Below are 22,725 nucleotides of genomic sequence, written 5' to 3' on the forward strand. Positions count from 1 at the left end.
CGTACCAGTGCGCCGCCGCGGCCAGGCCGGCGCCCTCCGCCTGCACCTCCGCCGCCAGCGCCTGGATCAGCTGCCGCCGCAGGTAACGCGGCTCCCACGGCTCGGGGTAGGGCGCCGAGCGGCTGCCCATGCCTTCGTTCCAGTCGTCCTGATCGCTGAGGAAGTGGAAGCCCTCGTGGAACATCAAGGAAGCGGCGAAGTCGGGCCACAGCGTGCCCCCGTGGCTCAGCCACCATTCGTTCTGCGCCTGCGTCTGGTCGAGCGAGATCCCCAGCGACTTGACGCCGTCGAGCTCGCTCACGTTGAAGTACGCCGTCCACTCCGGCGGCAGCTCGTCGAGCTGGCGCTCCGTGACCACCGGCGGCGCCCCGTCGCCGCTCTGGTCGTTCCACACCCACGCGAGGTTGTCGGGCACCGACGTCAGCACCACCTGCCGCTGGCGGTAGTTGACCGCCACGTCGGGCCACGCGCGCTCGGGGCAGCGGTACATCGCCTCGTCGAGGGCCGCCAGCAGCCGCTCGACGCGGGTCTGCGGCTCGGCCCCTGGCCTGTCTTCGGGGACAGGTACGTCGACACTCGTCGCTCCGGCGTCGTCATCGCCGCCGAGCGAGGCCGCGCCGCTGCTGGTGGTCGCCGAATCGGCCGGTTCGGCCATCGACGCGCCGGGGTCGCCCGGACAGGCGGCGAGCGCCGCGCTGGCGACGATCATGACGCGGACGGACAGGGTCGATGCGGTCATGCGATTTCAAGCGTCACACCGCCGGCGCGTCTGTCCAGGTGACGCGGCTGCGTCCCGACGACCGCTGTCGGATCCGCCACAAATCGGCCGCGCCGGCGCTCGCTGCCGGTCCATCGCCCTCCGCACGAGCCCCGGCGCCGGCGCCTCCCGATCCACCGCGCACCGCACCTGCGACCTCGCCTGCCGTCGCTGCCCCGGCGCTACCCGCTCTCGCTGCACCGCGCGCCGCACCGGCGACCTCGCCCGCCGTCGTCGCCGAGACGACAGGAACGCGCCATGGCCCGAGCCCGAACCGTGAGCGCCGCGCTCACCAGCTCTCGTACGGCAAGATCGCGTCCTTCGTCAGCGCATAGACCCGCTCGGGCTGGCCGACGAACAGCAGGTCGCGCACGTCGCCGCCCGGGCGCTTCGTCGCCCACAGCACCGCCCCGTCCTTGTCGACGCGGAACACCCGCGTGCGCGACTGGTCGCCGTCGTGCTCGCCGACCCCGATGAACATCCCGCCGAACGGTTCGGCGTCGACCGGCCCGGCGTGAACCGCCCAGCCGTCGGGCGGCGCCCACTCCATCCACCACTTCTGCGCCCCGTCGGCCGCGGCGAACATCGCGTAGCCGAGCACGCTGTCCTCGGGCGCGTCCGTGGCGAATTGCGTCATCGCCACCGCCAGCGAGGTCGGGTCGGTCACCACCACGTCGGTCGGCAGCGCGTGCGCGTGCGTCGGCGACGGCAGCGTCACCTCCCACAGCACCAGGCCCTCGGGCGTCAGCGCCTCGAGGAACACCTGGTCGGCGGACGCGTCGTCGGCGTGGCGCTCGCCGACGGCGTAGATCGTGCCGCCGTCGTCCATCGCCACGCCGCGGTAACGGATGTTCCAGCCGACCCCGACCGGCGCCTCGTGCTGCCACATCAACGCCCCCGCCCCGTCGAAGCGGAGCACCCAGGCCCCGGCCGCCCCGGCCGCGTGGTTGCCGACCAGCGCGATGTCGCCGCCGGACCACGTCATGTCGGTCACCGCGATCGGCAGGTCCGCGAACTCCTGCGAGAACTCGGTCGTCCCGTCGCCGCCGACGCCCGTCAGCCACAGATGACCGCCCGAGCCCGGCTGCTGCGCCTCGGTGTCGATCAGCCCGGCGAACACCGCGTGGCCCTGGATCCCCTGGGCCTGCAGCGGCACGCGCCCGTGCTCGCCGGCCCACGCGGTGATGTCCCACAACGCAGGATCGTCGCCCCCCGGCAGCGACACCTCGAACAGCTGCGACGCCGTCTGGCCCTCGGGCCCGAAGTTTGCCAGCGCGCGGCCGACGATCATCGCCGACGCGTCGAGGAACCAGCCCGGCAGCGGCGCCATGCAGCGCAGGTCGTCGGCCTGCGCGGGCTTCGGGATCACCAGCGGGCCGAGCGGCACCCCCATGCCGAGCTCGCAGGTCGGCAGGCAGCCGTCGTCGTCGTCCGCGTTGCCGTCGTCGCACACCTCGCCCGGCTGGACGATCCCGTCGCCGCACGTCGGCATGCCACCCGAGGTGCCGGTGTCCGGCCCGGTGCTCGTCGACGTGTCCTCGCCGGTCGTGCTCGTCGTCGTCTCCTCGCCCGTCGTGCTCGTCGTCTCCTCGCCCGTCGTGCTCGTCGTCGTCTCGGTCGCGCTCACGCCCTCGGTCGTCGTCTCGCCCGTCGTCTGGCCGGTGGTCGTGCCGGTGGTCGTCGTCTCGCCGGTCGTGGTCGTCGTCTCGCCCGTCGTCATCGTCGCCTCGGTCGGGTCGCCGGTGGTCGGCGGGTCGCCGCTCGTCGTCGGGTCGGTCTCGCTGCCGGCCGCGGTCGCGGTCGCGCCGTCGGTCTCGGCCTCGGTGTCCCCGGGGACAGGTTGCGAAGGACAGGCCGTCAGCAGCCCGCCGACGACGATCGCGGTCGAACGATAGACAATGGACATTCGCGGAGGGTACGCGCCGGCCCTGCCCGCGGCAACCGGCGCGCCGCGAGCCGCACCGCGCCCGTCACGCGAGCCCGGCGCCGGATCGACGAATACGCGTACACCGATGCATGCCCCCATTGCGGATCGCCGAGCCAATGGCCACAGCGCCGGCCATCGCTGCGACGTCGCCGATCCGTCGCGCCGGGGCGACAACGCCCCGTGAGTTCGCCGGTCGCGTCGACCCCCGCGCGCAGCGCATGGGTACCCGCCGCGGCTCGCCGGGCCCGCTGCGACGCCCGCTCGTGCGAGCGCCTCGCCGCCTCCGGCCCCCGCGATATCGTCGAGCTCGCCGGAGCTCCACCCTCGAGAACAGGAGGTCCCGCGCACCGACGAGCGCATCGAGGGGATCTGGAAGGCGGGGCCACGGCCTGTGACGGTCGAGCCTGCCGCGCACCGCCCGCTGTTGCGCCGCGCCGGAACTGGCGCATGCCATGGGCGGGAGAAATTTTTAAAATGGCTGCCACACCGCTGCAGGGCAAGAGGGTCGCGATCCTGGTCGCGTCGGGGTTCGAGCAGGTCGAGCTGGTCAAGCCGCGCGAGGCGCTCGACGCCGCCGGCGCCGAGACCGTGCTGGTCTCGCCGGAGTCGAAGCGCGTGCGCGGGTGGGAATTCAAGGACTGGGGCGACTGGTTCCCGGTCGACCTCGAGCTGAGCGAGGCCAAGGCCGTCGACTTCGACGCGCTGCTGCTGCCGGGCGGTGTCATCAATCCCGACAAGCTGCGGATCGACGAGGCCGCGATCAAGTTCATCCGCCACTTCGTCGCCAGCGACAAGCCGATCGCCGCCATCTGCCACGGGCCGTGGCCGCTGATCGAGTCGGGCGGGGTGCGCGGGCGCAAGCTGACCTCGTGGCCGTCGCTGCGCAGCGACCTGCGCAACGCCGGCGCCACCTGGGTCGACGAGGAGGTCGTGCTCGACCGCGGGCTCGTCACCAGCCGCAAGCCGGACGACATCCCCGCGTTCGTCCGCACGCTCCTCGACGTGTTCGCCGCCGCCGGGCCGGCGACCCACGCCGCCTGAGGCGCTCACGGGTAGTCGGCGCGCAAGACGACCTCGCCCGGCCCGCGCAGGAAGCTGCGGCCGAACCCGTCGACGCGGATCGTCAGACCCTCGTCGAGGTTGACGTCGGTCTCGCCCTCGCCGAGCGGCGTGTAGGCGAAGTGACGCCCGACGCGGCTCTGCGGCGGCGTGAGCCAGTGGATAGACCTCGCCGAGCACGAAGTCGTGGCCGCGCACCGGGACCTCCTGGTGCCGGCGGCGGAACGAATCATAGCAGTGCCTGCCGTCCCAGCCCGCGAAGTCGATCGTGGTCCGCTGGACCTCCGCGACCGCCGTCGGCGGCGAAGAACCGCATGTCGAGCGTCGTGCCGACCCGAGCGCCACAGGAACACGTACTCGCGCTGGTCGCTCATGCCGACGATGAAGCCGTCGTACCAGGAGTGGAAGTCGACGGGCAGCTGCACCGGGCCCGGATCGATCCACCCGACGCCGCCGGGCTGGAAGCGGCGGTAGTAGATCCCGTTGCCGCTGTGCTTCTGCGCGGCGACGATGCCCTCGCCGGTGGTCGGTCGTCTCGCCGCTCGTCGTCGTCTCGCCGCTCGTCGTCGTCTCGCCGCTCGTCGTCGTCTCGCCGCTCGTCGTCGTCTCGCCGCTCGTCGTCGTCTCGCCGCTCGTCGTCGTGCCGGTCTCGCTGTCGCTCACGGCGCTGGCGGTCGGCGTGCCGGTCATCGGCCCCTCGGTGATCGGCGCGCCGGTGCTGGTGTCGTCGGTCGTGCTCGTCCCGGCTCAGTGGTCGAGATCGACTCGGTGGTCGCGGTGGTGTCGTCGCCGCAACCGACGCAGGGCAGCAGCACGGACAAGAGCAGCGACGAACGGCCACGCCTCATCGCGTCACGATAGCCCTCGGCTGCGTGTGCATGCGCGCGTCTCCGCACGCCGGGCGTGTGGCATAGTCGCCCGCATGCGACGATCCCCTGCCCTCTCGCGCTGCCTCGGATCTGCCCTTTGGCTCCTGTCTCTCGGAGCATGTGAAAAATCAGCCACGACCGCGCCCGAGGCCGCCGGCGGCACCGGCCCGAGCAGCGCCGCCCCGACCGGCAAGCCGGCGCCGAAGGGCAGCTACGCCGCCCTCGCCGGGGAGTTCGAGGAGGCCGCGGCCCGGCCGGCCGGGGCCGGCAAGCCCGAGCTCGAGCGGCTCACCGGCCCGCTGCTCGACGCCGCCTCCAGGCGGCTCAGCGAGTTGTCGATCGTCCACGAGGTCGAGCGCGGCGACAAGGTCGCGGCGCTGTGGATCAGCGCCGAGAGCGGCTCGCCGCTCGGGCGCCTGTCGGAGCAGCTCCGGTCCGGCGGCGACACCCGCATGGTCTACGACCTCGGCTACTTCCGCGATCACCCCGGGCGGCCCGCGGGATACGACGCGGCGGCCAACGTGCTGCGGATCGAGCACGCGGTGATCCAGCGCGGCGGCGATCCCGACGAGCCGCGCCTGCGCCACGAGCAGGCGCGCGCCGAGGTGTGGGGCCTGCTCCGCCGCGGCGAGCCGTCGCCGTACCACTTTCGCCTGCTCGCGGGCAGCGGCGCCGACGAGGTCGTGCGCGGCGACGAGGTCCACGCCCTCGCCCGCGACCTCGTGCGCGAGCTGCAGGGCGTGCAGGACCTGCTGATCAGCCCCGACGACGCCCCGGTCACCCAGGCCGACCTCGCCGCCGCGCTGGCCACGAGCGAGGGCACCCCGGCGCCGCGCCCCCCGAGCACCGAGCTCGAGATCCGCTTCGCTCGCCTCTCTGCCGCCGCCGTGCGCGGGGCCGGCGACACCGCCAAGCTGCAGCCGCAGCTCAAGCAGGCCCAGTCGAAGGCCAGGGGCAAGAACGCCGCCCAGGCCTCGCAGGCCCCGCGCGGCGCGTCGCTCCTGCTGCAGCTCGACCCGGTCAAGGGCGACCCGTCGGGGGTCGCCCACGCGCTGATCGTCGACCTGGCCGAAAGCACAGGTCCCGAGGACCCCAAGAACGCCGCGCTGCTGCGCACCCGCCTGACCGACATCACCAAGGCGGTCGACCGTCACGCCGCCCACTTCGCCGCGATGGTCGAGCTGCTGCGCCGGATCGCCGGCACCCCGTCGGGCAGCGAGCGGCGGGCCCTGTTCAAGGCGCTGGCCGCCGTGATCGAGCCGGTCGCCGAGGACGCGCCGGCCAAGGCCAAGGCCCAGGCCGCCTACGTCAAGCGCTTCGACGAGGCCCTCGTCGGGCCCGCGCCCGCCAAGTGATTCGCGCCCCCGAGCGAACTCCGGGCCCTCCAGGCCCGGAGTTCACGCGCTTGACAATAATTCTCTCTCAAGTTAACTATTCGACGAACCCGCAACGAAGGGAGCACCTTATGAAGAGCCCGCCGGCCGGATGGCCCCGCATCTCCTCCTGCATCTTTTACGAAGACCCCGCCGCCGCCATCGACTGGCTGTGCCGCGCGTTCGGCTTCGAGGTCCGCCTCAAGGTCGAGGGCGAGAACGGCAGCATCGAGCACTCGGAGCTGGTGTTCGGCGAGGGCCTCATCATGGTCGGCGGCACCCAGCGGCGCGACCCGGGCCGCGAGGGCTACCAGCAGAAGCACATCAGCCCGCGCATGACCGACGGCGGCAACACCCAGACGCTGTGCGTCTACGTCGACGACGTCGACGCCCACTGCGCCCGCGCCCGCGCCGGCGGGGCCCAGGTGTTCCGCGAGCCCAGCACCGAGGACTACGGCGACGACTACTGGGCCGACCGCAGCTACGGCGCGCTCGACCCCGAGGGCCACCAGTGGTGGTTCATGCAGCGCGTGCGCGACCCGAGGCCGAGTGGCAGCTGACCTCGACCGCACCCTCGCCGCGCTCGCCGACCCCACGCGCCGCGGGGTCGTCGACCTGCTGCGCCGCGCCCCTCGCCGCGCCAGCGAGATCGCCGAAGCGCTCGCCATGACCCGCCCGGCCATGAGCCGCCACCTCCGGGTGCTGCGCAAGGCCGGGCTGGTCCGCGAGGACGCCCAGGACGACGACGCCCGCGTCCGCGTGTACCGCCTCGAGCGCGCGCCGTTCGCCGACCTGCGCGGCTGGCTCGACGAGGTCGAGGAATTCTGGGGCGACCAACTGCAAGCATTCAAGGCCCACGCCGAGCGCAGGGCCCGCGGGAGGAAGGCATGAGCACGCAGCTCCGCGGCGACGCGGCCGACGTGTCGGTGGCGGTGGCGGTGCCGCCCGCGCTGGCGTTCGAGATCTTCACCGAGGAGATCGATCAATGGTGGCGCCGCGGCAGCAAGTTCCGGGTGGCCGGCAAGCACCGCGGGTTCATCCGCATCGAGCCCGAGGTCGGCGGCCGCCTGTTCGAGTCGTTCACCACCGACGACGGCACCCGCGTGGTCGAGACCGGGCGCGTGCTGGTGTGGGAGCCGCCGACCCGCCTGGTGTTCGCCTGGCGCGCGGCCAACTTCGCCCCCGGCGAGTCCACCGAGGTCGAGGTCGAGTTCACGCCCAGCGGCGACGGCACCCTCGTCCGCGTCCAGCACCGCGGCTGGGCCGGCATCCGCCCCGATCACCCCGCCCGCCACGGCCAGCCCGTGCCCGCGTTCATCCGCGGCATCGGCCTGTGGTGGGGCGAGCTGATGAGCTCGCTGCGCGAACACGCGGCCGCGCGCCCGCCCGCGCCTTGAGCTATCCTTCCCGCGTGCGCACGCTCGCGGTCGTCCTCGTCGCCCTCGCCGGCTGCGCCCCCGAAGCCGCCGGCCCCACCGTGACCCCGCTGATCGCCCCCGCCGAGCCGGCCCCCGCCGCCCGGTCGCCCGACGAGGAACCTGCCCCTTCGGACATGACGCCCCCCGCCGCGGCCCCGGGCGGCGTCGAGCCGTCCGTCGGCGGTCCTCCAGGACAGGCCCCTTCGGACATGCCCGAAAAGACAGCGTCTTCGGGACATGCCCCCAAGGACCTGCCCGCCTACCTGCCGATCGGCCTGCCCGCCTGCGACGCGTACATCGCCCGCTACGCCGCCTGCGAGCCGCGGCTGAAGCCCGAGATCATGAGCGGCCGGCGCCGGGCCGCCGTCCACGAGGCCGGGTGGCTCAAGTACATGCACACGGAGGTCAAGGATCCCGGCCTCGCCGACGCGTGCAAGCAAATGCTCGCGGAGCTGCGGACCGCCTGCGACGGCCCGGTCAAGTCGCCTTGATCTCGTACACCACGCGCACGCGCGAGGTGATCTCGACCCGCCCCGGGATGATCGGCGTGGCCGCCCCGATCTCGTCGGCCGCCGCGAAGTGGTAGTCGATCAGCGGCGGCGGGACCACCTCCATCACCTCCGCGACCAGCGGCCCGTCGAGCTTGGTCCCGAGCGCCTTGGCGACCGCGTGGATCTCGTCGATCGCCGCCTTGGTCGCCTGCGCCAGCCCCTCGCGCCGGTACTTCTTGTCGTCGGTGACCACGAAGCGCAGCCCGCCGGCGGTGTTGACCCCGGCCTTCACCCCGGCGTCGTAGACCGCCACCGCCCTGTCGATCGGCGCCGTCACCTGGATCACGTTGGTCGCGCGGTAGCCGACCAGGATCTCGGTCTGCGAGTCCTCGTCCCACTTCGTCACCGACTCGAGCTGCAGGTCCGCGGTCTGGATCGCCGACTCGTCGATCTTCTGCTTCTTCACCGCCGCGATCACCTTCGCCATCTTCTCGGCGTTCTGCTGCACCGCCTCGGCCGGCTCCTCGGCCTGCGTGGTCACGCCGAGCCGCAGGACCGCGGCGTCCGGCTCCGCGCGCACGACGCTGTTCCCGATCGCCTCGATCATCTTCGTGTTCAAGAACTCTCGTGGTTGCATGAGTGGGAGCGTGGGACGTGCCCGCGCCGCCGGCGGGCGATCGGCGATTGAGCGCCGATCCTCGCGGCGCGCGGCGATGCCTCGGACATCGCCTGCAAACTGCGGACGGGGCGCCCTGGGCCGCGCGCAGCCACGCGCACGCGGATGGGCGCCAGCGCTCAGTCGGCCCCGGGGCCGGCGCGCCGGATGTCCCCCATGACATGTCCGTCGAGACATTCACCAGAGCGCGGGCGCGCGAGCGCGCGGTCGGCTTGCACCGGCGGCGCGACCGATCGATCGTGGGCCGTGCCCGCCCGCGCCCGCCCCCTGCTCCTCCTCGCCCTGCTCGGCGCCTGCCCCTCCGCCGCCGGCACCGCCACCGAGGACGGCGCCGGCTCGACGGGCAGCGCCACCGCGGGGGCCACCGGCGAGCCGACGGCGACCGCGAGCACCGACGACCCGACCGCCGCGGGCGGCTGCCCCGCGCCGCTGGCCGTGTGCGGCGACGTCTGCGTCGACCTCGCCCACGACCCGGCCCACTGCGGCGGCTGCGACCGGCCGTGCGACCGCGGGCTCGCCTGTCTCGAAGGCCAGTGCAGCGTCGCCTGCGGCCCCGGCTCGGTCGCGTGCGACGGCGCCTGCGTCGACCTCGACGTCGACCCGGCCCACTGCGGCGAGTGCGGCCGCGCCTGCGAGCCCGGCGTCGCCTGCGTCGCGGGCGCGTGCGCCCCGGCGTGCGCCCCTGCGCGGACCCTGTGCGGCGAGCAGTGCGTCGACGTCGGCAACGACGAGGCCCACTGCGGCGGCTGCGACGTCCCCTGTCCTTCGGGACAGCCGTGCGTCTACGGCGAGTGCGTCGGCGTCGGCCTCCACCACCTGCTGATCAGCGGCCAGAGCCTGTCGACCGGCTCGGGCTCGGTCGTCGTCAGCACCGAGCAGCCCTTCACCAACGTCTCGTTCAACACCGGCGTGCGGGCCGGCGGCGTCGACCTGACCGGCTTCATCCCGCTGGTCGAGACCTGGAACGGCGGCGAGGGCGAGACCATCGCCTCGGGCGCCGCCAACCTCGTCAGCGAGCTCGAACAGGCCCGCGGCAGCGCCCACAAGATCCTCGCCTCGGCCCACGGCGTCGGCGGTCAGCCCTACGGCGCGCTCAAGAAGGGCACCGCGCCCTACGCCAACGGCCTGGCCCAGGTCACCGCCGGCGCGGCCCTGGCCGCCATGAGCGGCGAGGCCTACGCCGTGCGGGCGGTCGCCATCATCCACGGCGAGAGCGACCACCTCGGCGGCAACCTGGCCTACGCCGACGACCTGCTGGCCTGGCAGAGCGACTACGAGGCCGACGTGCAGGCGATCACCGGCCAGCCCTACCCCGTGCCGCTGTTCCTGTGCCAGATGTCGAGCTGGACCATGTACGGCAGCAGCGTCTCGCGGATCCCCGGCGAGCAGCTGGCGGCCGCGCGGGCCCGGCCCGACCGGATCTTCGTCGTCGGGCCCAAGTACATGCTCCCCTACGTCGACGGCGTCCACCTCACCGGCGAGGGCTCGCGCTGGCTCGGCGAGTACTACGCCAAGGTCTACCGCGCCGTGCTGATCGACGGCCTGCCGTGGCGCCCGCTGGCCCCGCGGGCGATCACCCGCGCCGGCGACCTCGTCACCCTCGAATTCGACGTGCCCGCCCCGCCGCTCGTGCTCGACGAGACGCTCGTCACCAACCCCGGCAACTACGGCTTCGAGTTCACCGACAGCAGCGGCGCCCCGCCGGCGATCACCGCGGTCGCGCTGACCGGGCCCACCACCGTCCAGCTCACCCTCGCCGCCGAGCCCGTCGGCGGCAACCAGCGCGTCCGCTACGCCGCCACCGGCACCCCGGGCGTGTGGGCCGGCCCGACCACCGGCGCGCGCGGCAACCTGCGCGACTCCGACGCGACCGTCAGCCGCCACGGTTACAGCCTCCACAACTGGGCCGTCCACTTCGACGAACCCGTCCACTGAAACCTGCGCAATCACCGCACTCACCCTGCGCAGATCGCTCACGACCTGGAATGCGGCCAGAACAGCGCCCCAGGCCCGTCTTTGGGGCCGAGTCCGGCGCGAGGGGTATGGCTCACCTTGCGCCGGTGCGCTCGCCGATCATGCCCCCCTCATGCCCCGAGTCCTCATCGTCGACGACGAAGAGCCGTTGCGCGCCAGCCTCACCTACGCGCTCACGCGCGAGGGCTACAGCGTCACGACCGCCGAGGACGGCGCCAGCGCGCTCGAGCAGACGCGCACCCGTCGTCCGGACGTCGTCATCCTCGACCTCATGCTGCCCGGCATCGACGGCATGGAGGTCTGCAGGCGGCTGCGGGCCGACTCGGACGTCCCGGTCGTCATGCTCACCGCGCGCGACCGCGGCCAGGACAAGATCGACGGCCTCACCGTCGGCGCCGACGACTACGTCACCAAGCCGTTCGACACCCCCGAGCTGATCGCCCGGATCGCCGCCGTGCTGCGGCGGCGGGCCAGCGCCCAGCGCCTGCTCGACGAGGATCGCCTGCTCGTCCAGCGCATGGAGGAGCTGCTGCGCCACGCCCCGATCCCGCGGATCGCCGCCCAGGAGCGGCCGCAGGCGCGCGGGCGCCTCGACGGCGGCCGCGTCGTCGTCGACCTCGACAGCGCCACCGTCCTGGTGCGCGGCCGGCCGATCGCCACCTCCGCCGCCGAGTACGCGCTGCTGCGGCTCCTCCTCTCCTACCCCGGCCGCGTCGTCACCCGCACCGAGCTCATCGAGCGCACCTGGGGCCCCGGCGCGCCCGACGGCCACACCTTGCTCGCCGTCCACATCCGCTGCCTGCGCGAGAAGATCGAGGAGGACCCGGCGCAGCCGCGCCTCGTCATCACCGTCCCCGGGATCGGCTTCCGCTACGACCTGCCGTCCTGAACCTCGTCGAGGACCCCGATGCCGGCCACCGCGCGCGCGCAGCCCCGCTTCGGGCGGCTCAACGTCCGCCAGCGGCTGTTCGTCACCACTCTCGGCCTGCTGGTACTGTGCGCCGGCGCGCTGGTGTCCGTCGTCTTGTGGTCGTTCGAGCGCTTCTACCTCGCCTCGGCCGGGGCCGACCTGGGGGCCCGCACGCACGCGATCGCCCAGACCGCCGGCGACCTGCTCGAGCAGGGCGACCTCGTCCGCCTGCGCGTCCTCGTCGAGCGCTACGGCGCCCCCGAGGACATCGCCTTGCGGGTGATCGCGCCCGACGGGCGGCTGCTCGCCACCTCGCAGCACGAGCCGGCCGAGAACGCGATCGTCTGGCCGGCCGTCCCGGGGATGGCCGAGGCGCTCGCCGGTCGGGCCGTCACCGGCATCGCCCCCGGCCTCATCGACGTCCAGGACCGCATCTATCACGCCGTCCCGATCGTCCGCGGCGACCGCCAGCTCGGCGTCGTCCGCATGTCGCGGTCGCTCGCCCAGCTGCAGGCGCACACGCGGGCGACCGTCGTCACCGTGCTCGCCGCCCTGGCCGTCATCCTCGTCGTCGGCGCCGGCTTCGTCGCCTGGTTCGCGCGCGGTTTGGCGCGGCCGATCCAGCAGATGCGCGACTTCGCGGTCGCGCTCGGCCGCGGCGAGTTCGGCACGCGCCTGGCGATCGCCCGCCCCGACGAGCTCGGCGAGCTCGCGGCCGAGCTCAACCGCATGGCCGAGCGGCTCGCCGCGCTCGAGGGCGAGCGGCGCAGCTTCCTCGCCAACGCCTCGCACGAGCTGCGCACCCCGGTCTCCAACCTGCACGTCACCTTGCAGGCGCTCGACGGCGGCGCCGGCGACGACCCCGAGCTGCGGACCCGGTTCGTGCGCACCGCCGTCGACGAGACCACCCGGCTGCGCACCCTGATCCAGGACCTCCTCGACCTCGGCCACCTCGAGGCCGGCGCGACCCGGCTCGAGTGCGTCGACACCTCGCTGCGCGCCGTCCTCGAGCGGGCCACGCGGGCCATCGAGGGGCGCGCGCTCGACCGCCGCGTCTCGCTCGTCCTCGACCTCGACGAAGAGCTCACCGTCTGCATCGACCCCGAGCGGATCGCCCAGGCCCTGCTGTGCGTCCTCGACAACGCCCTCAAGTTCTCCCCGCGCGGCGGCGTCATCGAGGTCGTCGCGCGGCGCCACGGCGGTCGCGTCGAGATCGTCGTCCGCGACCAGGGCCCCGGCATCGCCGCCGCCGATCGCCCGCACGTGTTCGAACAGTTCTACACCGCCGACCCGGCCCGCCGGCGCGGCGGCTCCGGCCTCGGCCTGGCCATCGCCCGCCGGATCGTCGACGCCCACGGCGGCACGATCCACGTCGACACCGCGCCGAGCCGCGGCGCCGCCCTCGTCATCACCCTGCCGCTCGCCGCCTCCTACCAGGGGTGATTCCTGGCGCGGGCCGCCGAGCACCTGCCTCGGGGACACCCCGCCCCCGAGGACATGCGGCGATCCGCCGCGACCGGCGCAGGACGGACGTTTGAAAGGACATGTCCCCCAGGACATGCATCGATCGGGTCGCGGCCGCGCCCAGCAGCCGATGTCCGACAGGTCAGGTCCCGGAGATCCTGCGACGGTCCCGCCCTGGGCCGCGGCGCCCCGGCGGCCGCGCGCGAGGCCGGGCTGATGCGAACCACATGCGCAATCGAGCATCGCGCTCGGCGCACGTCTCGTGCCCGCGGGCCCGAGTGCGCGGGAGGCATCCGATATGTCCCCGAGGACATGTGATGATTCAGGCGCGCTCAGCGTCTTCGGCCGTCAGCCGCGGCAGCTCGCGCGGATGCCCGTCGTTCGCGTGGCGCACCGCCAGCTCCGGCGTCTCGCGCAGCAGCGTCGTCATCCGCTCGGCCGCCCGCCGACGAAGAGCCCGCGGCACAGGCGGATCCGGTCGTCGAGCAGGCGCGTGCTCACGGCGACGGCACCAGCCCCGGGCCCGGTCGCACCAGCGCCACCTTGTGATAGACCAGCGCGAACCCCATGCGCGCCGCGTTGCGCTCGGTCGGGATCCCCGGGCGCGAATGGATGCACACCACCGCGCACCCGCGGGCCTGGGCTGCGCGCAGCCGCAGGGCGATCAGCGCTTGCTGGATCCCCCGCCCCCGGTAGGCGGCCCGCACCGACGTCCCGAGCAGCGCGCCCACTCCTTCGCCGACGTCGAGCGAGCCGCCGCCGACCGCGACCTCGCCGTCGAGCGCCAGGAACGACTCCGTGCGCGGCTGCACGACGATCCGGCGCGAGGCCGCCGCCAGCTCCTCCGGCACCGGCGAGCCCTCCGGGCGGAAGCCGCAGGTCGACGCCTCGATGAACGCCTCGACCTGCGCCGCGTCCTGCGGATCGACGCGGACGAACGTGATCCCCGGCGGCCAGCCTTGCGCCGGCGCGAACGCTTCGCCGGGCGCCAGCGGCCGGGCCAGCACCGCCTCGAACTCGCGCAGCACGAACCCTCGCGCCGCCAGCCCGGCGAGCAGCGTCTCGTCGGCGAACGCGCTCACCTCGATCTTCGGCTCGATGCCGCGGCTGGCGTAGAACTCGATCAGGCGGTCGATCTCCGCCGCCTCGACCGGCCCGGCCAGCCCGAGCCCGCACGCCTGATTGGTCCACGAGCCGACGCCGCTGACCGACATGAAGCCGCCGCCGATCGGCTCCGACACCAGCGCGGCCGTGACCGTGCATTCCGCCTGCCGGCGCTCCTCGAGCGCGGCGATGTCTCTCGGCGTCAGGTTCGACATGACTCGCGCGAGCTTACGCCAACTCGCCCCGCCGGCCAAGGCCGGCCCTGCGGCCTGTCTCTTCGGCCAGGCATCACCGTCGCGCCGAGCGCCTCATGGAGGACCATGAGGCGCGCGGCCACGCGAATCGCCGCCTCGCGGCGATCGGTCAGAACTCGAAGCCGCAGCACTCGAACGCGATGTCCGCCTTCTCGTACGGCTCCAGGTCGCAGAACCCCTCGGAGGCGCCGCAGGTGCCCATCGGCTCGCCGTCGACGAGGCACGTGCAGGTGTCGCCCTCGCACGCGATCTCCTGCGCGCCCGAGTTCGGGCACTGGTAGCCGAACGAGCAGGAGTCCGGGCCCCCGCTCGAGCCGAGGTTCTGGCAGTCCGGCTCCCCGCACTCCTCCGGGAGCGCCTCCTCCTCCGCGGCGCAAGTGACCCACTCCTCGGCCAGCAGCTCCTCGCACGTCAGCCCGCCGGCGCACTGGTAGAGCGCGACCGAGGGCGCGGTGCAGATGCCGCCGGGAGTGTTGCCGACGCAATCGAGCTTGCAGGAGGCGATGTCGCGATACTGGGGCTCCCACTCGCACTCGATGAATTTCTCGCACAGCGACTCGCAAGCCGCGTCGAGCTCGGGCGGGACCACGTCGCCGGTGGTCGTGTCGGTGTCGCTGTCGGTCGTGGGGTCGGTCGCGCCGTCCGTCGCGCCGTCCGTCGACGTCGGCGCCGTGGGGTCCAGGGTCGACGTCGGTCCAGCGGTCGTCGTCTCGGTCGTGGCGTCGGTGCCCGCCGTGGCGTCGGTGCCCGCCGTGGCGTCGGTGCCCGCCGTGGCGTCGGTGTCGGTGGTCACCGGCTCGCCGACGGGACACGCCGTGAGTGTGAACACCCCGGCGAGGAGGCAAGCGCGAGCGAAGGGAAAGGATGACAGGGTCATGCCGGCGGAGTAGCCGGACCCCCGGGAAAAATTGCGGTGTCCTCCTCGCCCGCGACCGCGACCGCGCGACCCACGTCACCGGCGACGGAGCGCAGGGCTCGAGATGAGCTTCCTCCCGCAGCTGGCTGCACCCCTCTGGCAGCTCCGACGACGCGGTCCACGCGCACCGAGCGAATCCCTGGCCTTCACAAAAAGACGCCCGAGCGCCCTGGGACATGTCCATCGGGCCAGCTCACCACCGCGCGCCCCGACTGGCGCCGCGCCCAGGCCCCGGCGAAATTGCGACCACCGCCATGTCCGCCGTGATCGAGTTCTACCTGCCCGCCGATCCGTACGGCGAGCTGTCCAACTTCGCCCCGTTCCCGATCTTGCTCGGCGGCAAGAGGTGGCCGACCAGCGAGCACGACTTCCAGGCGCAGTAGGCCAAGTGGATTTTTTTTTGGAATCCTCACGGCAAGTTAGAAAGGCGCGAAGCTATCCCTCCATCAGCACTCCAGCGCCTTGAGCCCGCGGGAGCTGGCGCCACGACGGTCGATGTACCGGCTCGCGGTCTGGAGGTCCTTGCGGCGAAGATGCGCGGCGACGGCCGCGACCCCACCACCACCGTCGGCGATCCGCGTGCCGCGCGTCTTCCGCAGGGACGTCAGGGCCGTGCCATGCGAGCCGTCCGGTTGGTGAAGTAAACGCCCGCTGCGAGGATCCCAGGGTCAGGCGGCGTGGTACTCGAGCCCGATGACCACCACGAACACGTCGCCCGCACATGGTGCTCGTGGCTCCGCACTCGCCAGAGAGAGGGTCTGGGACACACACTGGCCTCACTTCTGGCTCGCGACCGCCGCCTTCGCGCTGGCTCCGGCGGCTCTGCTCGCGCCGCTCCTGAAGTTGGCGGTCAGCCCCGACGCCCCCTGGTCGGCCGCCTTCGCGGGGCCGGCCATGGTCTTCGGCGTGACCGGGATGATCTTCCTCCTCGTGCGGCTCGGCTACCCCGGGGCCGAGTACTTCAAGCGCACGCTCTACGACTTCGCGCTGTTCGAACACGGCGTCGAGCTTCGTGACGGACAGGGCAACATCCTCGGGGAGACCGCGAACGCGACCCTGCGGGTGACGAGCGTCAACGTCCGGATGGGCCAGCAAATGGTGGGCGGTATACGCCTCGACCATCGCGCCGGGTCGTTCCTGCTGTTGCCACGGCCCTCGGTCGCGCCGTGGCCGGGGATGTCGGCGGTGCCGTTCGTCGCTCCGTACTGTTCGGTCCCACACGCCACCTACGAACGGGTCCTGGCCCTCGCCACGTAAGGCGGCCCGCACGCCGTCGACCATCAATCGCGGACCGCTCGTTCTCGCCGGGCCCAAGGACATGTCTTTCAAGACATGTCCGCGAGAGCAACTCGGAAAAGCCAGCCCCTCAGACGATCTGCGGCATCCGCTCCTGCGCCGCGATCGGCTCCGACAGCACCGCCGTCAGCACCGCCCGCACCGCCGGCGCCTCGATCCCGCGCAGGTGGCCGAGCAGCGACTCCATGTGCACCTGAAAGCCGCAGCGCGTCACCTCGACGGGTCACCGCTTCATGACTCGACGCGGCTCGCCCTCCCAGCGGGCCGCTCGCAATTTCGGACCGGCGATTCGCTCTCGCGCTCGCCGGGCGCCCGCGTCGACGAGCACCGCCAATCGCCGCGACTGCGGACCAGCAGCCGCCTCGACCTACGCCTGGCTCACGGTTCGGCTTGCGGGGCGATCGTCAGCTCGGTCTGTGCCTCGAGCTCGCCGAAGGTCCGGTGGTGGATGATGCGGCAGCGCTGGACGACGCCGACGAGCTGGTACCTCGGCTTCGCCCGGGCATCGATCCCCGGACCGACCGCGATCGGCTTGCCCCCCTGCTTCTCGCCGGAGGTGCCGGTCAGCTTGTCGGAGACGTACTCGACGCCGGTGACGAGGTCGATGATCTGGGGCTCGTGCTCGAGGAGCGCCATCTTCCCGCCGAAGATCCCGCCCTGCATGCACTCGTACCAGACGACCTGGACGCGATGACCGACCGGCACCGGCGCGTGAAACAGGACAGTGATCTTCTCCATCTGCCGAGGATAGATGCGATGTGATCGGCCGCCCATCGGGATTCGAGCGCCGCGACCCAGGGCGGCCGTGCTCGCTCTCGCGCCCCAGCACTCGCTCCTCGTCATGCTCGCCACAGGCAGGCGGGCTCGTGCCAGCCATCGCCGTTGAAGTCGAACGGAGACGTTCCGACCTCGACGGGCCTCCCGGCCCTCCAGCCGGCCTCCAGACCTCGAATTCCCGCGAATTCCGCGTTCGGTAACACCCCGTTCGCGCCCGCTCGCCTGACAGTGCGGCTACGCGCGGGCACTGAGGTTCTTGGAGATCTCTGGAGTGCCCACCTGACATCCCTGGTCCTAAAGAAATCCAGGAGACGGTGAAGACCGCGAAGGCCAGACGAGCTGACTCCCCTCCTGGGCTCGCAGAAGGAGCTCGCGGAGGACGGCGGCGCGAGGTGCCGTGTGTGATGTCCATCAATCGTGGTCGAGGTTCGCGACGAGGTCGAAGGCGACGGGCTGCGAGGACGCCCGATCGGGCGTGAGCTCGTCGCGGCTTGGGAAGCGGTCGGGTTCCAGTTCGGCGGCGGCGTCCTGGCAGCGCGTGGCCCACTCGTCGACGAGCCCGGTCTCGACGGCGAGGGAGGCACAGCTCGCCGTCCGCTCGGCCGCGGCGGCCAGCATTGGAGCGAAACGATCGCTGTAGCAACAGAAGAAATCGTCTTTCGGCGGGCGGTTGCGGTCCAGCTCGAGGTGCAGGACGACGTCGCGGGTGGCCTGGGCCCCGCGGTGGAGGGCGGCAAAGATGGTGTGTGGATCGGCCTCAGCGATGATCGCGTCGTATTCGCGCTCGAGCTGCCGGTGCAGCGCGTACTTGCGGGTGATGAAGGCGCTCATGCGGCGGGTCGACGCGTCATGCGTGGCGCGCTGGTTCGACAGGATGAGCGCGTGTCGCCGTCCGGGCAGCTCTGCGCGCCACTCCTCGAGCGAGAAGTCGAGGCCGATCGGCTGATGCAGGCGAAGCAACTCTTCGAAGGTCGACTCGGCGAGCAACCAGCGGGCGTGCATGACGGCTTCGGAGAGTCGCTCGCTGGTCGGCAGCGCACGGGCGCGGCGGAGGGCCGACTGCAGGCGACGCCGCGCCTCGCCGGCGAGCTCGGCGTCGCGCTCAACGACGAGGAGGGCGTCGCGCTGGACGCGACCACAGCCTACGTGCCAGTTGACCCGGCTCATGACACCGCAGGTGCCGCCGATGTCGGCGATCGGACACGACTGCTGCCACAGCAGTCGCGCCAGCTCGATCTCCGCCAGGATCTGCAGCTCGGGGCCGGCGGCGCGGCCGAACCCGGTCAACGCCATGCGAGCGTGCCAGCGACGCTCGCTATCGTCCACCAACAGAGAGCGCGCACCCCAGAACAGCTCCGCGGCCAGCGAATGCGTGGACGTGGGAGCCTCGAGCAATGCTTCGAACAGGTGCCGCGCTGCGCCGCCGAGGCCGATGTCGATGAGACCGGCATCGTAGCGGGCGATCACGGCCGAACGCGCGTCGGCGACCTCGGCGTGGCGATTCAGGTAAAAAACGGCCATTCGCCACTCGGCGCGCTGCAGATGCGCCTGCGCGCGTGCGAGGTGTCCGCCCGGATCGTCGCCGGTCAGCGCGACGAGCTCCGGCCCCGCGGGAGACGGCGCGGCGCGAACAGCGACCTGCAGCGCTTCACGCGTGCCGAGCGCAGTGGTCGGATCGCCCGGCCACGGGCTTGCGAGGAAGTGGCCGGTCTCCTCGCGCCTGGGCGCCGTGAGGAGGAGGACGACGGCGGCGGCAGGCGCGAGCGGCACACCCGGGGCAACGCGCGGGCCGGCGCCGCGGCCGTGCCAGGTTCGTCCCCGACCTATCTCCGTTCCGCTGCGAGTTTCGCGCTGTTTGGTCACACGATGCCGGCCTGCTCGCCGAGCGCGATGCGGCGGAAGACGTTGCCTGCCAGCCGCTGCTGGGTCTCCTGCTTCTGCAGAGTCTGCGGCCAGCAGGCCGGCGCGAGCTCAAGGACGCGGTGGCGAGGCCCAGGACGACAACAGGCAGAAGAGGTCACGGGAGTAGCCGAGGGGTTCGATGTGGTGCATCTCGCAGGAGCGCGGCGCCTTACAGCGCGGCCGTCTCGATCCGCGCGGCCGAACTCGTCCGGGGCAGGGACGCCGGCTGCCGCCTTGGACAAGGTGCGGCCGTGATTGGAGCAGCTCGACGCGCGCCGCGGGCATCGGCGCCCAACGCCTGCCAGTCGGGCTGCCAATGCGTGGCTGGCCGACCGTGGCAGCATGCCGTGATTCAGAAGATCTCGACGTACGGCAGCGCGTCACCCATCTCGTCGGGTTCGTCGCCGCGATGATTGGTGTCGCCGTACCCGAGCTCGCCGCCTCCGTTGTCGCCCCAGCATTTCACCCGGCCACCGGACACAATCGCGCAGGCGTGGTGGAACCCGTGGGAGAACCGCTCAACGGTCTCGCCGTCGCCGAGGTCGATCGCCGGCACCTGGGCGAGTGGCGAGCCCGGCCAAGCCACGTCTGAACCGGTCCCCATCAGCCCGAAGGTGTTACCGCCCCAGCACTTCAACGACTTGTTCTCGAGCTGCACACAGGCGCTGTGACGGCCGGTGGCGACGGCGATCGCCTTGCTCGGACCGAGGTCGTATGCCGGGAGGTCGTCCCCCATCTCGCCGGGCATCCAGCCGTAGTAGGTACTGCTGGCGAACGGCCACAGCACGTGCGAGCCGTCGTCCTCGCCCCAGCACTTGAGACGGCCGTCTACGAGCACGACGCAAGTTGTCCCGTCGGTCGCGGATGCCTGCGCGATCTCGGCGCCAGCGCCCACGTCGACAAACGGCAGCGCATCGCCCATATCGGCAGGCTCATCGCCTTGCAGGTCCCAGTTCTCGAGCCCGAGCAGTACGCCCATTCCCCAGCACTTTAGCCGGCCCAGGTCGTCGAGCGCACAATTGGCGTGATGCCCGGCAACGACCGCGGTCGGCGACATGTCCCCGAGATCGATCGCGGGCAGCGCGGCGCCCATCTCGCCGGGAGAGTCGCCGCGGGTCGCGGTGTCGCCGAGACCGAGCTGACCCTCGGCGTTATAACCCCAGCACTTCAGTGCGCCGCTCTCGAGCAAGGCACAGGTCCCGCGAGCGCTGTTGCCGATTGCCACGGCGGCCTCGCCGAGCTCGACCGCCGGGAGCGCGTCCCCCATCTCGTCGGGATCGTCGCCGACAAACTCCGTCGTGCCGAGTCCGAGGTAATCCCCTTTGGCCCCGCCCCAACACTTGACCTGTCCCTCGCTGCCGAGCGCACAGAAGTGGCCCTGACACGTGATCTCCTGCACGTCCATGCCGAGATCGACGAACGGCAGGTCCGCTCCCATCTCCCCGGGCTCGTCGCCGACGTTGCCGAGGACACCTGCTCCCCAGCACTTCAATCGCGCCATCTCGTCGACGACACAAGTCCGGGACGCTCCCGCGCATATCCGGACGATCGGCACCTCGATCTGGCAGCCCGCGCTGCATCCGTCGAAGCTGACGCGGTTTTCGTCGTCGCATTCCTCGGCGCCACCGACCAGGCCGTCGCCGCACTCAGCGTCCGCGTTCGTACTGCTGTCGTCGACGCTCGTGGCGGTCGACGTCGGCTCCGCAGTCGAGCCCGATTCGCCCGACGTCGGCTCCACGGTGGTCGCTTCCGCGGTCGTCGTGCCCGGGCTGGCCTCGGAGGACGCAGAGCTCGCGGTCGTCGGCTCCGGACTGCCCGAGGTGGTGGAGCTCGGTTCGGTCGTCGAGACGTCGGCGCTGTCGGTCGCGGCTTCGTCCGGTTGACAGGCCGCCGCGAGAGGAACCGCGATCAAGGTGATCAGTACGAGATGACGCGCCACTTGGCCTCCGAACCTGGCATACGACTCATGGTCCCGACGCGCAACGGCCAGAACCAGGTCTCGAAGGAGTGGTCGTTATCGACCCCGCCGTCTAGACCGCCGGTCCCGTTGCGGTCCATCGTGAAGATCCGTGCGTAGCCGTCCGCCGCGGGGGCGCCCGTGAATTGGGGCGTGTAGCCAACCAGCATCGAGCCGTTGGCGGCCGCTCCGTTCATTGCGCTGCTCGGTGCGCCCGTGGAACGCAACGAGAGGGTCAACGGGGGATCCGGAGCAACCTGCCTCGGGTGAGCAGGGGTGGCAACTCACCGACGCCATCGCCGCCTGGCGCGCACACGTCGCTTGTACTCGGCTACGTGGGATTGCCCCGAAAAAGTGGACACTTTGCTTACGCCGCTTGCGTCTCCGCCTGTCCGGCGTAGAAGCTCTCCTCGTAGGCGATCGGGGTCGAGTAGCCGATCGACGAGTGGCGACGTTGACGGTTATAGAACACTTCGATCCATTCTGAGATAGCCGTCCTCGCGCTCTCTCGCGTGAGGAAGATCGCGCGATGCACGAGCTCGGTCTTCAGCGTGCTGTTGAAGCTCTCGGCGACCGCGTTGTCCCAGCAGTTGCCCTTGCGGCTCATGCTGCACGTCATGCCTGCCTCGCGCAGGGCCTCCCGGTAGTCGTCTGCTGCGTACTGGGAGCCTCGGTCGGAGTGGAAGAGGAGTCCCTCCTCGGACGGCTCGCTATGTCCCAGCGCGGCCCTCAGCGCGCCGAGGGCCAGCTCGGTGCGCATGTGGTCGGCCATCGACCAGCCGACGACGCGGCGCGAGAACAGGTCGATGATCACCGCGAGGTAGAGCCAGCCCTCGAGGGTCCAGACGTACGTGATGTCGGCGACCCACGCCTTGTCGGGCTTGCTGACGGTGAAGTTGCGATCGAGGATGTTTTCGGCCACGGGGAGCTTGTGGTTCGAGTCGGTGGTCCTCCTGAATTTCGGCCTACGACGGCCTTGGATGCCCTCTTTGCGCATGAGCCGGGCCACGCGTTTGCGGCTGACCTTGCGGCCACGCTCGCGTAGTTCTCTGCGAATTCGCGGGCTCCCGTAGGTCTTCCTGCTCGCGGCATGGATCTCCGCCACCTCCTGGACGAGCGCCGCGTTCTCCTGCGCTCTCGGCGATGGCTCACGCGTCTTCCACGCATAGAAGCCGCTCCGCGAGACCTCGAGGAGCTCGCACATCATGCTGACCGGGAAATTGGCCTCCTCCGCCGCGATCACCTGGAAGTCGGTCACGTCTCCCTGGCGAAGAAGGCCGCCGCTTTTTTTAAAAAGTCGCGCTCCATCTCCACCCGCTTCAGCTCCTTGCGCAGCCGGGCGAGCTCGGCCCGCTCGTCCGTCGTCAGCGGTCCTCGCGGGGCCGGGTTCTGGTTGATCTCGTCCTGCTTCACCCAGCTCCGCAGCGCGCTCACCGTCAAGCCCATCTCGTGAGCGACCTGCGCCACCGATTTCCCTGAAGTCTTGACGATCTTGACCGCCTCGGCCTTCTGCTCCGGCGTGAACGCTCTCGCTTCTTCTTGCTCATGGCCTTCAACCCTCTCTACTTCTGACTCATCGAGGGTGTCCACTGGATCGGGGC

Annotated in this window: 23 protein-coding genes; 12 read left to right on the forward strand and 11 right to left on the reverse strand. The window is 71.8% G+C overall.

The window, feature by feature from the left end; translation table 11 throughout:
* Positions 1 to 212: 212 nt before the first annotated feature.
* The gene (locus tag NAEX_RS54400; RefSeq protein ID WP_096326764.1) at positions 213 to 446 is read left to right on the forward strand and encodes a hypothetical protein; all 234 of its coding nucleotides are present in this window, start codon (positions 213 to 215) and stop codon (positions 444 to 446) included.
* Positions 447 to 1,046: 600 nt separating this feature from the next.
* On the opposite strand, the gene NAEX_RS07140 is transcribed toward NAEX_RS54400, so the two are convergent.
* Positions 1,047 to 2,663 (reverse strand): DUF4215 domain-containing protein, encoded by a 1,617-nt coding sequence (locus NAEX_RS07140; protein ID WP_100793168.1) that lies wholly within the window; start codon positions 2,661 to 2,663, stop codon positions 1,047 to 1,049.
* Between the two features lie 495 nt (positions 2,664 to 3,158).
* Between NAEX_RS07140 and NAEX_RS07150 the strand changes: the two genes are divergently transcribed.
* Complete coding sequence (locus tag NAEX_RS07150; protein WP_096326765.1) at positions 3,159 to 3,725, forward strand: type 1 glutamine amidotransferase domain-containing protein; 567 nt, start codon at positions 3,159 to 3,161, stop codon at positions 3,723 to 3,725.
* A gap of 5 nt (positions 3,726 to 3,730) precedes the next feature.
* Here NAEX_RS07150 and NAEX_RS07155 read toward each other — a convergent pair whose 3' ends face one another.
* Positions 3,731 to 3,976: a hypothetical protein gene (locus NAEX_RS07155; protein WP_096326766.1), complete on the reverse strand. Its 246-nt coding sequence runs from the start codon at positions 3,974 to 3,976 to the stop codon at positions 3,731 to 3,733.
* Positions 3,977 to 4,665: 689 nt separating this feature from the next.
* On the opposite strand from NAEX_RS07155, the gene NAEX_RS07160 reads away from it, so the two are divergent.
* The 5 genes from NAEX_RS07160 to NAEX_RS07180 all read left to right on the forward strand — a co-directional run bounded on the left by NAEX_RS07160 (position 4,666) and on the right by NAEX_RS07180 (position 7,894).
* Complete coding sequence (locus NAEX_RS07160; protein ID WP_096326767.1) at positions 4,666 to 5,967, forward strand: hypothetical protein; 1,302 nt, start codon at positions 4,666 to 4,668, stop codon at positions 5,965 to 5,967.
* Positions 5,968 to 6,077: 110 nt separating this feature from the next.
* Positions 6,078 to 6,545, forward strand: coding sequence for a VOC family protein (locus tag NAEX_RS07165; protein WP_096326768.1), 468 nt, complete (start codon positions 6,078 to 6,080; stop codon positions 6,543 to 6,545).
* Entirely contained in the window at positions 6,535 to 6,876 is a 342-nt protein-coding gene (locus tag NAEX_RS07170) for an ArsR/SmtB family transcription factor (protein WP_096326769.1), read from the forward strand. Before NAEX_RS07165 ends, NAEX_RS07170 begins: the two co-directional genes overlap by 11 nt.
* Entirely contained in the window at positions 6,873 to 7,382 is a 510-nt protein-coding gene (locus tag NAEX_RS07175; RefSeq protein ID WP_096326770.1) for an SRPBCC domain-containing protein, read from the forward strand. Before NAEX_RS07170 ends, NAEX_RS07175 begins: the two co-directional genes overlap by 4 nt.
* A 14-nt stretch (positions 7,383 to 7,396) precedes the next feature.
* Entirely contained in the window at positions 7,397 to 7,894 is a 498-nt protein-coding gene (locus NAEX_RS07180) for a hypothetical protein (RefSeq protein ID WP_096326771.1), read from the forward strand.
* Here the strand turns inward: NAEX_RS07180 and NAEX_RS07185 are convergent.
* Positions 7,881 to 8,531, reverse strand: coding sequence for an SIMPL domain-containing protein (locus NAEX_RS07185; RefSeq protein WP_170135524.1), 651 nt, complete (start codon positions 8,529 to 8,531; stop codon positions 7,881 to 7,883). The genes NAEX_RS07180 and NAEX_RS07185 overlap by 14 nt on opposite strands.
* A 285-nt stretch (positions 8,532 to 8,816) precedes the next feature.
* On the opposite strand from NAEX_RS07185, the gene NAEX_RS07190 reads away from it, so the two are divergent.
* The 3 genes from NAEX_RS07190 (at position 8,817) to NAEX_RS07200 (ending at position 12,897) form a co-directional block, all read left to right on the forward strand.
* Positions 8,817 to 10,505, forward strand: a complete 1,689-nt coding sequence (locus NAEX_RS07190) for an MXAN_6577-like cysteine-rich protein (RefSeq protein WP_096326773.1) — start codon at positions 8,817 to 8,819, stop codon at positions 10,503 to 10,505.
* A 151-nt stretch (positions 10,506 to 10,656) separates the two neighbouring features.
* Complete coding sequence (locus tag NAEX_RS07195) at positions 10,657 to 11,433, forward strand: response regulator transcription factor (protein ID WP_096326774.1); 777 nt, start codon at positions 10,657 to 10,659, stop codon at positions 11,431 to 11,433.
* Positions 11,434 to 11,451: 18 nt separating this feature from the next.
* The gene (locus NAEX_RS07200) at positions 11,452 to 12,897 is read left to right on the forward strand and encodes a sensor histidine kinase (RefSeq protein ID WP_096326775.1); all 1,446 of its coding nucleotides are present in this window, start codon (positions 11,452 to 11,454) and stop codon (positions 12,895 to 12,897) included.
* Positions 12,898 to 13,415: 518 nt separating this feature from the next.
* Here the strand turns inward: NAEX_RS07200 and NAEX_RS07205 are convergent.
* Together NAEX_RS07205 and NAEX_RS07210 are read right to left on the reverse strand one after the other, a co-directional pair.
* Positions 13,416 to 14,237, reverse strand: coding sequence for a GNAT family N-acetyltransferase (locus tag NAEX_RS07205; RefSeq protein WP_096326776.1), 822 nt, complete (start codon positions 14,235 to 14,237; stop codon positions 13,416 to 13,418).
* A gap of 148 nt (positions 14,238 to 14,385) precedes the next feature.
* On the reverse strand, positions 14,386 to 15,153 hold the full coding sequence (locus tag NAEX_RS07210; protein WP_143140827.1) for a hypothetical protein: 768 nt from the start codon (positions 15,151 to 15,153) through the stop codon (positions 14,386 to 14,388).
* Positions 15,154 to 15,446: 293 nt separating this feature from the next.
* Between NAEX_RS07210 and NAEX_RS47430 the strand changes: the two genes are divergently transcribed.
* Both NAEX_RS47430 and NAEX_RS07215 read left to right on the forward strand, forming a co-directional pair.
* On the forward strand, positions 15,447 to 15,575 hold the full coding sequence (locus NAEX_RS47430) for an NADAR family protein (RefSeq protein ID WP_143140826.1): 129 nt from the start codon (positions 15,447 to 15,449) through the stop codon (positions 15,573 to 15,575).
* Positions 15,576 to 15,885: 310 nt separating this feature from the next.
* Positions 15,886 to 16,449, forward strand: a complete 564-nt coding sequence (locus tag NAEX_RS07215) for a hypothetical protein (protein WP_096326778.1) — start codon at positions 15,886 to 15,888, stop codon at positions 16,447 to 16,449.
* A gap of 417 nt (positions 16,450 to 16,866) precedes the next feature.
* On the opposite strand, the gene NAEX_RS07220 is transcribed toward NAEX_RS07215, so the two are convergent.
* The 6 genes from NAEX_RS07220 to NAEX_RS07245 form a co-directional block, all read right to left on the reverse strand.
* On the reverse strand, positions 16,867 to 17,226 hold the full coding sequence (locus NAEX_RS07220; RefSeq protein WP_096326779.1) for a hypothetical protein: 360 nt from the start codon (positions 17,224 to 17,226) through the stop codon (positions 16,867 to 16,869).
* Between the two features lie 450 nt (positions 17,227 to 17,676).
* Complete coding sequence (locus NAEX_RS07225; RefSeq protein ID WP_096326780.1) at positions 17,677 to 19,035, reverse strand: hypothetical protein; 1,359 nt, start codon at positions 19,033 to 19,035, stop codon at positions 17,677 to 17,679.
* An 89-nt stretch (positions 19,036 to 19,124) separates the two neighbouring features.
* Positions 19,125 to 19,286 (reverse strand): hypothetical protein, encoded by a 162-nt coding sequence (locus NAEX_RS49780; RefSeq protein ID WP_170135525.1) that lies wholly within the window; start codon positions 19,284 to 19,286, stop codon positions 19,125 to 19,127.
* 233 nt (positions 19,287 to 19,519) lie between these two features.
* Positions 19,520 to 21,106 carry a DUF4215 domain-containing protein gene (locus NAEX_RS07230; RefSeq protein ID WP_143140825.1) on the reverse strand — a complete coding sequence of 529 codons (1,587 nt, stop codon included), beginning with the start codon at positions 21,104 to 21,106 and terminating at the stop codon, positions 19,520 to 19,522.
* Entirely contained in the window at positions 21,085 to 21,363 is a 279-nt protein-coding gene (locus NAEX_RS07240) for a hypothetical protein (RefSeq protein ID WP_143140824.1), read from the reverse strand. The genes NAEX_RS07230 and NAEX_RS07240 overlap by 22 nt, the downstream gene beginning before the upstream one ends.
* A gap of 128 nt (positions 21,364 to 21,491) precedes the next feature.
* Positions 21,492 to 22,615, reverse strand: a protein-coding gene (locus NAEX_RS07245; protein ID WP_420814162.1) for an IS3 family transposase whose coding sequence is annotated in 2 segments (ribosomal slippage) — positions 21,492 to 22,417 and positions 22,417 to 22,615 — 1,125 coding nt in all. Because the reading frame shifts where the segments join, the coding sequence is not laid out codon by codon here.
* Positions 22,616 to 22,725: the final 110 nt, after the last annotated feature.

The sequence above is a fragment of the Nannocystis exedens genome (assembly GCF_002343915.1).
In the GTDB taxonomy this organism is placed as follows: Bacteria; Myxococcota_A; Polyangia; order Nannocystales; family Nannocystaceae; genus Nannocystis; species Nannocystis exedens.